We start from the raw sequence: 12,704 nt of genomic DNA on the forward strand, positions 1-12,704 counted from the left end.
GCCCTGAACATCAGGGAGCGGTCCCGGATACCCTGGCGTGGTGCGCCCAGCCGGGGACGCTCCGTGAGGGGATCCCGGGCAGCCGCAAAGCCGACAGCCGTCGCACCCAGAGGGAGCCCCTTTCATGGCCTCGTTGCCGCAGACCCCTTCCGCCGACAGCCGGACCCGTGTGTCCGCCCTCCGAGAGGCGCTCGCCACCCGGGTGGTGGTCGCCGACGGAGCCATGGGCACCATGCTCCAGGCCCAGGACCCCACGCTCGAGGACTTCCAGAACCTCGAGGGCTGCAACGAGATCCTGAACCTGACGCGCCCGGACATCGTCCGTTCGGTCCACTCCGAGTACTTCGCCGCCGGGGTCGACTGCGTCGAGACGAACACCTTCGGCGCCAACCTCACCGCCCTGGGCGAGTACGACATTCCGGAGCGCGTCGCCGAGCTGTCCGAGGCGGGCGCCCGCATCGCCCGCGAGACGGCCGACGAGTACGCCGCGCGGGACGGCCGCACCCGCTGGGTGCTGGGCTCGATGGGACCCGGCACCAAGCTGCCCACCCTCGGCCACACCACCTTCACCGCCATCCGGGACGCCTACCAGCAGAACGCCGAGGGCCTGCTCGCGGGCGGCGCGGACGCGCTGCTGGTGGAGACGACCCAGGACCTGCTGCAGACCAAGGCCTCCGTGATCGCCGCCCGCCGCGCGATGGAGACCGCCGGGTTCGAGGTCCCGCTGATCGTGTCGGTCACGGTCGAGACCACCGGCACCATGCTGCTCGGCTCCGAGATCGGCGCCGCGCTCACCGCGCTGGAACCGCTGGGCATCGACATGATCGGCCTGAACTGCGCCACCGGCCCGGCCGAGATGAGCGAGCACCTGCGCCACCTGGCCCGCCACTCCCGCAGCCGGCTGTCCTGCATGCCCAACGCCGGCCTGCCGGAACTCACCAAGGACGGCGCCCGCTACCCGCTGTCCCCGGAAGAGCTGGCGGACGCCCAGGAGAACTTCGTACGCGACTACGGCCTGTCCCTGGTGGGCGGCTGCTGCGGCACCACGCCCGAGCACCTGCGGCAGCTCGTGGAGCGCGTGCACGGCCTGGCCCCGGCGGAGCGCGACCCGCGCCCGGAGCCCGGCGCCGCCTCCCTCTACCAGACCGTCCCCTTCCGCCAGGACACCTCCTACCTGGCGATCGGCGAGCGGACGAACGCCAACGGGTCGAAGAAGTTCCGCGAGGCGATGCTCGAGGGCCGCTGGGACAACTGCGTGGAGATGGCCCGCGAGCAGATCCGCGAGGGCGCGCACATGCTGGACCTGTGCGTGGACTACGTGGGCCGCGACGGCGTCGCCGACATGGAGGAACTGGCCGGACGCTTCGCCACCGCCTCCACCCTGCCGATCGTCCTGGACTCCACCGAGGTCGACGTCATCCGGGCCGGGCTGGAGAAGCTCGGCGGCCGCGCGGTGATCAACTCGGTGAACTACGAGGACGGCGCGGGACCCGAGTCCCGGTTCGCCCGCGTCACCCGGCTGGCCCAGGAGCACGGCGCCGCGCTGATCGCGCTCACCATCGACGAGGTGGGCCAGGCCCGTACCGCCGAGAAGAAGGTCGAGATCGCCGAGCGGCTGATCGACGACCTGACCGGCAACTGGGGCATCCGCGAGGAGGACATCCTCGTCGACTGCCTCACCTTCACCATCTGCACCGGCCAGGAGGAGTCCCGCAAGGACGGCCTGGCCACCATCGAGGGCATCCGCGAGCTGAAGAGGCGCCACCCCAGGGTGCAGACCACGCTGGGCCTGTCGAACATCTCCTTCGGCCTCAACCCGGCCGCCCGCATCCTGCTGAACTCGGTCTTCCTCGACGAGTGCGTCAAGGCCGGCCTGGACTCGGCGATCGTCCACGCGTCGAAGATCCTGCCCATCGCCCGCTTCAGCGAGGAAGAGGTCACCACGGCCCTCGACCTCATCTACGACCGGCGCCGCGAGGGCTACGACCCGCTCCAGAAGCTGATGGCGCTCTTCGAGGGCGCCACCGCCAAGTCCCTCAAGGCCGGCAAGGCCGAGGAACTGGCCGCGCTGCCCCTGGAGGAGCGCCTCAAGCGCCGCATCATCGACGGCGAGCGCAACGGCCTGGAGGCCGACCTGGACGAGGCCCTGCGGACCCGCAAGGCCCTCGACATCGTCAACGACACCCTCCTGGACGGCATGAAGGTGGTCGGCGAGCTGTTCGGCTCCGGCCAGATGCAGCTGCCGTTCGTGCTCCAGTCAGCCGAGGTGATGAAGAACGCCGTCGCGCACCTCGAGCCGCACATGGAGAAGACCGACGAGGCCGGCAAGGGCACCATCGTGCTGGCCACCGTGCGCGGCGACGTGCACGACATCGGCAAGAACCTGGTCGACATCATCCTGTCGAACAACGGCTACAACGTCGTCAACCTGGGCATCAAGCAGCCGGTCTCCGCGATCCTGGACGCCGCCGACGAGCACAAGGCCGACGTCATCGGCATGTCCGGGCTGCTGGTGAAGTCCACGGTGATCATGAAGGAGAACCTGGAGGAGCTCAACCAGCGCGGCCTGGCCACCGACTACCCGGTGATCCTCGGCGGCGCCGCCCTCACCCGCGCCTACGTCGAGCAGGACCTGCACGAGATCTACCAGGGCGAGGTCCGCTACGCCCGCGACGCCTTCGAGGGCCTGCGCCTGATGGACGCCCTCATCGGCATCAAGCGCGGAGTGCCCGGCGCGAAGCTGCCCGAACTGAAGCAGCGCCGGGTCCGCGCGGCCACCGTGGAGATCGAGGAGCGGCCCGAGGAGGGGCACGTCCGCTCCGACGTCGCCACCGACAACCCCGTTCCCACCCCGCCCTTCCAGGGCACCCGCGTCGTCAAGGGCATCCAGCTCAAGGAGTACGCGAGCTGGCTCGACGAGGGCGCCCTCTTCAAGGGCCAGTGGGGCCTGAAGCAGGCCCGCACCGGCGACGGGCCGACCTACGAGGAGCTGGCCGAGACCGAGGGCCGGCCCAGGCTGCGCGGACTGCTCGACCGGCTCCAGACGGAGAACCTGCTGGAGGCGGCCGTGGTCTACGGCTACTTCCCGTGCGTCTCCAAGGACGACGACCTGATCATCCTGGACGAGCAGGGCAACGAGCGCACCCGCTTCACCTTCCCGCGCCAGCGCCGCGGCCGCCGGCTGTGCCTGGCGGACTTCTTCCGCCCGGAGGAGTCCGGCGAGACCGACGTGGTCGGCCTCCAGGTGGTCACGGTCGGCTCGAGGATCGGCGAGGAGACCGCCCGGATGTTCGAGGCCAACGCCTACCGCGACTACCTGGAGCTGCACGGGCTCTCCGTACAGCTCGCGGAGGCCCTCGCCGAGTACTGGCACGCGCGCGTGCGCTCCGAACTCGGCTTCGCGGGCGAGGACCCTGCCGCGATGGAGGACATGTTCGCCCTGAAGTACCGGGGCGCCCGCTTCTCCCTCGGCTACGGCGCCTGCCCCGACCTGGAGGACCGCGCCAAGATCGCAGCGCTGCTCGAGCCCGAGCGCATCGGCGTGCACCTGTCCGAGGAGTTCCAGCTGCACCCCGAGCAGTCCACGGACGCCATCGTCATCCACCACCCGGAGGCCAAGTACTTCAACGCCCGCTGAGGCGCCAGGAGCCACACCAGGCGTTCTGAGCGCACACGACGTACACTGGTCGGTCCACCGCAGGCCGGTTCCCCCGTGGGAACCGGCCTGGTCGTCCCTGCGAAGGAGGTACGCGGATGACCAGTACGGTCCCCGCGCTCGGAACCCGGACGGCCGAGGGCTCGGCCCTGCAGGCCGTCCTCCTCGACATGGACGGCACCCTGGTGGACACCGAGGGATTCTGGTGGGACGTCGAGGTCGAGGTCTTCGCCTCCCTCGGCCACACCCTCGACGAGTCCTGGCGCCATGTCGTGGTCGGTGGCCCCATGACCCGCAGCGCGGGGTTCCTCATCGAGGCCACCGGCGCCGACATCGGCCTGCCCGAGCTGACGGTGCTGCTCAACGACGGCTTCGAGGACCGCATCGACCACGCCCTGCCGCTGATGCCGGGCGCCGCGCGGCTGCTCGCCGAGCTGTCCGAGCACGAGATCCCGACGGCGCTCGTCTCCGCCTCCCACCGGCGCATCATCGACCGGGTGCTGAAGACGCTGGGCCCGCAGCACTTCGCGCTGTCGGTCGCCGGCGACGAGGTACCGCGCACCAAGCCGCACCCCGACCCGTATCTCGCGGCCGCCGCCGGGCTCGGTGTGGACCCCGTGCGGTGCGTCGTCGTCGAGGACACCGTGACCGGTGTCGCCGCCGCCGAGGCGGCGGGCTGCCAGGTCGTCGCGGTGCCCTCGGTGGGCCCGATCGTCCCGGCCGTCCGGCGGACGGTCGTACCCTCCCTGGAAGTCGTGGACCTGACATTCCTGCGCGGTCTGATGACGGAAATGCGCTAGGCGTTCACCCAGCGCAGCGGTGTTACCGCCGGAATTCCCGCCACTCGGCTTCTCGGGCCCGGACGCACGCGCCCGAAAGAATTCGCCCCGCTTGCCGATGGCTGAATTGCGGCACCGTCGAGCCCTTTTCACATGTGAGGTTCACCACATGGAGGGGGGTCGACAACGATGTCCTCCTGTGCTTTCCGCACCATTTCGGAGGTCATCGGTACGCCCTTGTGTCCTGATTCATGAGAAGCTGCACCAATCATTCCCCGGTCGCCTTTACCGGTGCGTTCACACCCGGTCTCACTGCGTGATGTGCCCTCAACTCCGGCGGCTGCGAACCCTCCTGCGGGCGCGGACTAATGTCATCGCGAGAACCTCGCCCCCATCCCCGTGTTCCGCTGCGACAACCCCCGCATGCCGGATACACGGAGTCGACAGTCCTGGAGAAACTCGAGCATGAACCGCAAGACTTTGGTGCTGGCGGCCGCGATGGGCCTGCTCTCGCCGGTGCTCGCCGCCTGTGGCGACAGCGAGGGCGGGAGCGGAGGCGGCGACGCGATCGTCGTGGGCACCACGGACCGGTTCACCGCATCCAAGGAGGACGGTCCCGCGCCCCTCGACCCGGCCTGGGCCTATGACGTCGGTACCTGGAACATCCTGCGGCAGACCGTGCAGACCCTGATGGTGCAGCCCCGCGGCGACGGCGAGCCGGTGCCCGAGGCCGCCGAGTCGTGCGGATTCACCGACGCCGGCAACGAGCGCTACAGCTGCACCCTGCGCGACGGTCTGAAGTTCTCGAGCGGCGACGCGATCACCGCGGAGGACGTGAAGTTCTCCATCGAGCGCGCCCTCTCCATCAAGGGCGACAGTGGCGTGTTCGCGCTGCTGTCCACCATCGACACCGTCGAGACGCAGGGCGACCGCGAGGTGATCTTCCACCTCAAGAGCGCCGACGCCACCTTCCCGTACAAGCTGTCCACCCCGGTCGCGGGCATCGTCAACCCGGACAGCTACGACAAGGACAAGCTGCGCGAGGGCTTCGAGGTCGACGGTTCCGGCCCGTACACCCTCGAGGGCAAGGTCGAGGACGGCACGATGGTCAGTGCCACCTTCACCAAGAACCCCTCCTACAAGGGCGCGCTGGAGGTGAACAACGAGAAGGTCGAGATGGTCTCCTACGACAGTGCCGAAGCCATGGGCGAGGCGCTGGAGAAGGGCGACATCGACCTCATGACCCGCACCATGTCGCCGGAGCAGATCCAGAAGCTCAGCACCGCCACCGACGACGAGATCGAGCTGGTCGAGTCGCCCGGTCTGGAGATCCGGTACCTGGCGTTCAACACCGAGGCCCCCAGCGTGGAGGACGAGGCCGTCCGCCAGGCGATGGCCCAGCTCATCAACCGCAGCGAGCTGGTCGGCAACGTCTACGGCTCCCAGGCCGAGCCGCTGTTCTCGCTGGTCCCCGCCGGTGTCACCGGTCACTCCAACGCGTTCTTCAACAAGTACGGTGAACCGAGCGTGTCCAAGGCCCGCGAGCTGCTGGAGGATGCCGGCGTCAGCACCCCGGTGAAGCTGACGCTGCACTACACGCACGACCACTACGGTCCCGCCGCCAAGACGGAGTTCGAGCAGCTGAGCAAGCAGCTCAACGACAGCGGTCTGTTCGAGACCGACATCAAGAGCGAGACCTGGACCAAGTTCAAGACCGCCGCCCAGAACGAGAAGTACGACGTCTACGGCATGGGCTGGTTCCCGGACTACCCGGACGCCGACGCCTTCACCGCTCCCTTCCTCGACACGGACAACTTCCTCAGCTCGCCCTACGCCAACAACAAGATCATCAAGGAGCTGATCCCCGAGTCGCGCCGCCAGGCCGACCGGCTGTCCGCCTCCGACAGCCTCACGGAGATCCAGGACATCGTCGCCGACGAGGTCCCGGTGCTCCCGCTGTGGCAGGGCAAGCAGTACGTCGCCGCCCGCGACGGCATCACCGGCACCGCCTACGCGCTCAACTCCTCCTCGACCCTCCAGCTGTGGGAGCTCGGGCGCGGCGTCAGCGAGTGACGGAACCGCACGAAACCGCACGAACCCGGACCGGTGGCGCGGTCCGGGCAGCAAGAACGACAAGGCATAGCACGTGAATTTGCGTAACCCGTGGCCAGTCCTGCCCATCGTGGCGGGGCTGGCCTCCGGCCTGTTGACCGGCTGTGGCACCGAGAGCGGCGACACGGGGGCCGACGGCTCCGACGTCGTGGTGGGGATGTCCGACGACGTCCTGTCCACCGACCCCGCCTCCGGCTACGACCCCGGCTCCTGGCTGTTGTTCAACAACGTCTTCCAGTCGCTGCTCGGCTTCCCCAAGGGAGCCACCGAGCCGCAGCCGGACGCCGCCGAGAGCTGCGGCTTCGCGGACGCCGGCACCAAGGTCTACCGCTGCACGCTGCGGGACGGACTGAAGTTCAGCAACGGTGACCCGCTCACCTCGAAGGACGTGAAGTTCTCCTTCGACCGCATGCTGAAGATCAACGACCCCGACGGGCCCGCGATCATGTTCTCCACGCTGGAGAAGGTCAGCACCCCCGACGAGAAGACGGTCGTCTTCGAACTCAACACGCCCGACGCCACCTTCCCCAGCAAGATCGCGTCCGGCGCCGGTTCCATCGTCGACCACCGCGAGTACGACGCCGACGGACTGCGCGAGGACGGGGAGGCGGTCGGCTCCGGCCCGTACCGGCTGGACTCGTTCGCCAACGACCGCGCCGTCTTCTCCGTCAACGAGCACTACCGGGGCAGCGCCGAGACCAAGAACTCCGGCGTGACCCTGGAGTTCTTCCACGGCGACCAGAACGCCCTGAAGAAGGCCGTGCAGGACGCCGAGGTCGACATCGCCTACCGCGGCCTCACCGCCGAGGCCATCAACGACATCGACCGCGCCGACGACGGCACCGGAGGCGTCGAGATCGTCGAGGGCAGCAGCGCCGAGGTCCAGCACCTGGTCTTCAACATGGACGACCCGGTCGCCGGGAAACCCGGCGTGCGCCGGGCCATCGCCCATCTGATCGACCGTGACGCCCTCGTCCGGGACATCCACCAGGGCACGGCCAGCCCGCTGTACTCGATCGTCCCGGCCGGCATCGGCGGCCACAACACCGCCTTCTTCGACACCTACGGCGCCCGGCCCTCCAAGGCCAAGGCCGCCGCCGCGCTGGAGGAGGAGGGCATCACCGGCAAGGTGAAGCTGACCCTGTGGTCCACCCCGTCCCGCTACGGCCCGGCCACCGACCAGGAACTGAAGGCGATCGCCGGACAGCTCAACGCGAGCGGACTGTTCGACGCCGACGTCGAGTCGGTGCCCTTCGCCCAGTACGAGAAGGACATCGCGGCCGGCGAGTACGGCGTCTACGTCAAGGGCTGGGTGCCCGACTACCCGGACGCCGACAACTTCACCGGGCCCTTCTTCGGCGAGGGCAACGTGCTGGACAACAACTACGACGCCGGCCCGATCACCGACTCGCTCCTCCCGCGCACGGCCGCCCAGAGCGACCGCTCCGCCACCGAAGAGGACTTCGGCCGGATCCAGGACATCGTCGCCGAGGACGTCCCCGTCCTCCCGCTCTGGCAGGCCAAGCAGTACGCGGTCGTCCGGGACGGCGTGTACGGCCTGGAGTACTGCCTCGACGCCTCGACCGTGTTCCGGTTCTGGGAACTGAGCAAGGGCTGACGCCGCCCGCACCGGTACGACGAGGGCGCCCTCCTCGACAGGGAGGGCGCCCTCGTCGTACCGCGCTACTGCGCGCCGGGGCGCACCAGCCCGCTCTCGTAGGCGTACACCGCCGCCTGCACCCGGTCGCGCAGCCCCAGCTTGGTCAGCACATGGCCGACGTGCGTCTTGACGGTGGTCTCGCTGACGAACAGATCGGCGGCGATCTCCGCGTTGGACAGCCCGCGCGCCACCAGCTTCAGCACCTCGACCTCACGCTCGGTCAGCGTGTGCAGCGTGTCCGGCACCGGCTCGTCACCGGACGGCAGATGCGTGGCGTACTTGTCCAGCAGCCGGCGCGTGATGCTCGGCGCGAGCATCGCCTCCCCGGCGGCCACCACACGGATCGCCTGCACCAGCTCGTTGGCCGGGGCGTCCTTCAGCAGGAAGCCGCTGGCCCCCGCCTTCAGCGCCTCCACCACGTACTCGTCGAGATCGAACGTCGTCAGCACCAGCACCTTCGCCGGCCCGTCCCGCTCGGGCCCGGTGATCTGCCGGGTCGCCTCCACCCCGTCCATCCGCGGCATGCGGATGTCCATCAGCACCACATCGGGCTGCAGCGCCCGCACCTGGTCCAGGGCCTGGAGGCCGTCTCCGGCCTCGCCGACGACCGCGAGGTCCTGCTCGGCCTCCAGAATCATCCGGAACCCGGTGCGCAGCAGCGGCTGGTCGTCGACCAGTAGGACGCGGATGGCCACGTAAGTCTCCTTCGCTAGTCCGGCCCCATTCTGCCCTGTTGGGCCCCGCCGGACTCGGGCGCCCTCACCGGCAGGGGGTACGGCGGGGGAGTGCCGCCGAACTCCGGGCAGTGCGCCTGGTGGTCGCACCAGCCGCACAGCTTCGTGGGACGCGGGCGCCAGACACCCGTCTCGGTCGCCAGCCGGATGGCGTCCCACAGCGCGAGCAGCTTGCGCTCCACCCGCTCCAGATCCGCGAGCACGGGATCGTAGGTCACCACGTCACCACTGCCCAGGTACACCAGCTGGAGCCGGCGCGGGACCACCTTCTTCAGCCGCCACACCACCAGGGCGTAGAACTTCATCTGGAACAGCGCGCCCTCGGCGTACTCCGGCCGGGGCGCCTTGCCCGTCTTGTAGTCGACGATCCGCACCTCGCCGGTGGGCGCGACGTCCACCCGGTCGATGATGCCGCGCAGTCTCAGCCCCGACTCCAGCTCCGCCTCGACGAACAGCTCCCGCTCGGCGGGCTCCAGCCGGCTCGGATCCTCCAGCGAGAACCACCGCTCGACCAGCCTCTCCGCCTCCGCCAGCCAGCGCGCCAGCCGCTCGCCCTCCGGATCGTCGGCGAACAGCTCCATGACCTCCGGCCTGGTCTCGCGCAGCCGGTCCCACTGGCCCGGCACCAGCGACTTCGCCCGGGGCGCGGTGCGGTCGGCGGCCGGGGCGTCGAAGAGCCGCTCCAGCACCGCGTGCACCAGCGTGCCCCTGGTCGCCGCCTCGCTCGGCTTCTCCGGCAGCCGGTCGATGACCCGGAACCGGTACAGCAGCGGGCACTGCATGAAGTCACTCGCACGCGAGGGGGACAGCGACGAGGGCGGTATGGCGGCGACCGTGTCCGCCCGTACGCCCACGGTGCCCGGACCGCCGCCGTCGGCCCGCTCCTCGCCCTCGATGCTCGTCTCCATGCCCACAGACCTTACGGCCCGCCACTGACAGCGCGTGACGACGGGGAGGGAAGGGGAAGGAGGGAAGAGACAGGGTGCCGGAGCGGAACGCGCGGCGCGGGCCGCATACCATCGACACGAGACCCTCCCGTCCGGCAGGCACGGGAGACGCGGCGAACGAGGGGACACCGGTGGACGTAAGCGGCGGGCGCGGACAGCCGCGACCCGGCAACGACGGGTCGCCCGACCACACGGGCCCTCGCCCCCCGGCCCCCGACCCCTTTGCCCACGGGCCCGAACACCCCCGGCCCCCGGCGGCCGCGGACTCCGCGCCCGCGAACCGCCCCACCGGCGAACACCCCGAGGGCACCCCTGAACACCCGCGCCCCTCGGACACCACGCCCGGCGAACCCCCCGAGCCCACGGGCGGCCCCACCGACGAGCAGTCCGGCCGCCGCTCCGGCGTCCCCGCCGCCGACGGTCACGCCCCCTCCGGGCCGAGGCCCCCGAGCGCCGGGACCGGCGAGTCCCCGGCGTCCGCGGGCGGGCCCGGTGACGAGCGTGGTGGAGGACGGTCGTCGGCCCGCTCCGGTGGCGGGCAGGCGGGGCCGCCGCAGCGGCCGCAGGAGAAGCAGCGGGGCGGGCTGCTGATGGGACGCCCGTTCGGAGTGCCCGTGTACGTGGCACCCAGCTGGTTCCTCGTCGCCATCCTCATCACCTGGGTGTTCGGCGGACAGATCGACCGCGTGCTGCCCGAGCTCGGCGCCGCCAGCTACCTCGTCTCCCTGTTCTTCGCGGTCGCCTTCTACGCCTCCGTCCTGGTCCACGAGCTCGCCCACACCCTCGCCGCCCTCCGCTTCCAGCTCCCGGTGCGCCGCATCCAGCTCCAGTTCTTCGGCGGCGTCTCCGAGATCGAGAAGGAGGCCGAGACCCCCGGCCGCGAGTTCGTGCTGGCCTTCGTCGGCCCCCTGCTCTCCCTCGTCCTGGCCGGCCTCTTCTACCTCGGGCTGCTCGCCGTCGACCCCAGCAGCGTCCCCGGCGTCCTGCTGGCCGGCCTGATGATCTCCAACCTCATCGTCGCCGTCTTCAACCTCCTGCCCGGCCTCCCCCTGGACGGCGGCCGCATGCTCCGCGCCGTCGTCTGGGCGATCAGCGGCAAACCCATGACCGGCACCATCGCCGCCGCCTGGGTCGGCCGCGCCCTCGCCGTCGCCGTCCTGATCGGCCTCCCGCTGCTCACCCAGTCCGGCGCCCTCGGCTCCGACGCCGTCGACAACGTGGGCATGGACACCGTCCTGGACGCCCTGCTCGCCGCCATCCTCGCCGCGATCATCTGGACCGGCGCCGGCAACAGCCTGCGCATGGCCCGGCTGCGCGAACACCTCCCCGAACTGCGCGCCCGCAACCTCACCCGCCGCGCGGTGCCCGTCGAGACCGACACCCCCCTCTCCGAGGCCCTGCGCCGGGCCAACGCCGCCGGCGCCCGCGCCCTGGTCGTCGTCGACCCCGACGGCGTCCCCCTCTCCCTGGTCCGCGAGGCCGCCATCGTCGGCGTACCCGAACACCGCCGCCCCTGGGTACCGGTCGGCGGACTCGCCCAGGACCTCACCGACGGCATGCACGTCTCCGCCGAGCTCGCCGGAGAGGACCTCCTGGACGCCCTGCGCGCCACCCCGGCCACCGAGTACCTGGTGGTCGAGGACAGCGGCGAGATCTACGGCGTCCTGTCCGCGGCCGACGTCGAGCGGGCCTTCGTGAAGGCGATGGCGCGGCCCAGCTGAACCTCCCGCCCGCACCGGTGGTGGTCGGCGCCCCCTCCCGGGACGGGTAGGCTGTTCACATGTCCGAACCGACCGGTGCCGCCCGCAGGCGCGGGCCCTTCAAGGTCGGGGACCAGGTTCAGCTGACCGACCCCAAGGGCCGCCACTACACGTTCACGCTCGAGGCCGGGAAGAACTTCCACACCCACAAGGGTTCCTTCCCCCACGACGAACTGATCGGCGCTCCCGAGGGCAGCGTTGTCCGCACCACCGGGAACGTCGCCTACCTCGCGCTGCGCCCCCTGCTCCCCGACTACGTCCTGTCCATGCCCCGCGGGGCAGCCGTCGTCTACCCCAAGGACGCGGGGCAGATCCTCGCCTTCGCCGACATCTTCCCCGGCGCGCGCGTCGTCGAGGCCGGCGTCGGCTCCGGCTCGCTCAGCAGCTTCCTGCTGCGCGCCATCGGCGACCAGGGCATGCTGCACTCCTACGAGCGCCGCGAGGACTTCGCCGACATCGCCCGGCAGAACGTCGAGCGCTACTTCGGCGGCCCGCACCCCGCCTGGCAGCTCACCGTCGGCGACCTCCAGGACAACCTGTCCGACACCGACGTCGACCGCGTCATCCTCGACATGCTCGCCCCCTGGGAGTGCCTGGAGGCCGTCTCCAAGGCGCTCGTCCCCGGCGGCATCCTGTGCTGCTACGTCGCCACCACCACCCAGCTCGCCCGGACCGTCGAGTCCATCCGCGAGATCGGCTGCTTCAACGAGCCGACCTCCTGGGAGACGATGATCCGCAACTGGCACATCGAGGGCCTGGCCGTCCGCCCGGACCACCGGATGATCGGCCACACCGGCTTCCTGCTCACCGCCCGCCGCCTCGCCGACGGCGTCGAGCCGCCCATGCGCCGCCGCCGCCCCGCCAAGGGCGCCTACGGCGAGGACTACGCGGGCCCCAACGCCGACGGAGGCGCCGCCCGCTGACGCGGCCCGCCACCCCCACAACGAACAGGCGCCGTGGGGGGGGGGGGGGGGGGGAGGGGGGGGGGGGAGGGGGGGGGGGGGGGTGGGGGGGGGAGGGGGGGGGGGCGGGGGGGGGGGGGGAGAAAAGCGCACAC

8 protein-coding genes are annotated in these 12,704 nt (G+C 70.7%); 6 read left to right on the plus strand and 2 right to left on the minus strand.

Translation table 11 applies throughout. The annotated features are described in order from the left end of the window. Window positions 1–124: 124 nt before the first annotated feature. The 4 genes from metH to ACZ62B_RS32065 all read left to right on the plus strand — a co-directional run bounded on the left by metH (window position 125) and on the right by ACZ62B_RS32065 (window position 8,164). On the plus strand, window positions 125–3,637 hold the full coding sequence (metH, locus tag ACZ62B_RS32050) for a methionine synthase (protein WP_344560501.1): 3,513 nt from the start codon (window positions 125–127) through the stop codon (window positions 3,635–3,637). Between the two features lie 116 nt (window positions 3,638–3,753). Further along, window positions 3,754–4,455, plus strand: a complete 702-nt coding sequence (locus tag ACZ62B_RS32055; protein ID WP_469693035.1) for an HAD family hydrolase — start codon at window positions 3,754–3,756, stop codon at window positions 4,453–4,455. Between the two features lie 444 nt (window positions 4,456–4,899). Further along, entirely contained in the window at window positions 4,900–6,507 is a 1,608-nt protein-coding gene (locus ACZ62B_RS32060) for an ABC transporter substrate-binding protein (protein WP_344560503.1), read from the plus strand. Window positions 6,508–6,580: 73 nt separating this feature from the next. Then, window positions 6,581–8,164: an ABC transporter substrate-binding protein gene (locus ACZ62B_RS32065; protein WP_468885066.1), complete on the plus strand. Its 1,584-nt coding sequence runs from the start codon at window positions 6,581–6,583 to the stop codon at window positions 8,162–8,164. A 65-nt stretch (window positions 8,165–8,229) separates the two neighbouring features. On the opposite strand, the gene ACZ62B_RS32070 is transcribed toward ACZ62B_RS32065, so the two are convergent. After that, a complete protein-coding gene (locus tag ACZ62B_RS32070; RefSeq protein ID WP_073933635.1) occupies window positions 8,230–8,901 on the minus strand; it encodes a response regulator in 672 nt (223 codons plus the stop codon). A gap of 14 nt (window positions 8,902–8,915) precedes the next feature. Continuing rightward, a complete protein-coding gene (locus ACZ62B_RS32075) occupies window positions 8,916–9,848 on the minus strand; it encodes a RecB family exonuclease (protein ID WP_344560505.1) in 933 nt (310 codons plus the stop codon). 170 nt (window positions 9,849–10,018) lie between these two features. Between ACZ62B_RS32075 and ACZ62B_RS32080 the strand changes: the two genes are divergently transcribed. Both ACZ62B_RS32080 and ACZ62B_RS32085 read left to right on the plus strand, forming a co-directional pair. Beyond that, complete coding sequence (locus tag ACZ62B_RS32080; protein ID WP_469693037.1) at window positions 10,019–11,608, plus strand: site-2 protease family protein; 1,590 nt, start codon at window positions 10,019–10,021, stop codon at window positions 11,606–11,608. Between the two features lie 59 nt (window positions 11,609–11,667). After that, on the plus strand, window positions 11,668–12,570 hold the full coding sequence (locus tag ACZ62B_RS32085; protein WP_073933638.1) for a tRNA (adenine-N1)-methyltransferase: 903 nt from the start codon (window positions 11,668–11,670) through the stop codon (window positions 12,568–12,570). Window positions 12,571–12,704 lie beyond the last annotated feature (134 nt).

This window comes from Streptomyces sp. NPDC053426 (assembly GCF_055585405.1).

Excerpts from the sequence above, each read along its gene's own strand:
- ACZ62B_RS32075 (WP_344560505.1), bottom strand. The coding sequence starts at position 9,848 with ATGGAGACGAGCATCGAGGGCGAGGAGCGGGCCGACGGCGGCGGTCCG.
- ACZ62B_RS32085 (WP_073933638.1), top strand. The coding sequence starts at position 11,668 with ATGTCCGAACCGACCGGTGCCGCCCGCAGGCGCGGGCCCTTCAAGGTC.
- metH (WP_344560501.1), top strand. The coding sequence starts at position 125 with ATGGCCTCGTTGCCGCAGACCCCTTCCGCCGACAGCCGGACCCGTGTG.
- ACZ62B_RS32055 (WP_469693035.1), top strand. The coding sequence starts at position 3,754 with ATGACCAGTACGGTCCCCGCGCTCGGAACCCGGACGGCCGAGGGCTCG.
- ACZ62B_RS32060 (WP_344560503.1), top strand. The coding sequence starts at position 4,900 with ATGAACCGCAAGACTTTGGTGCTGGCGGCCGCGATGGGCCTGCTCTCG.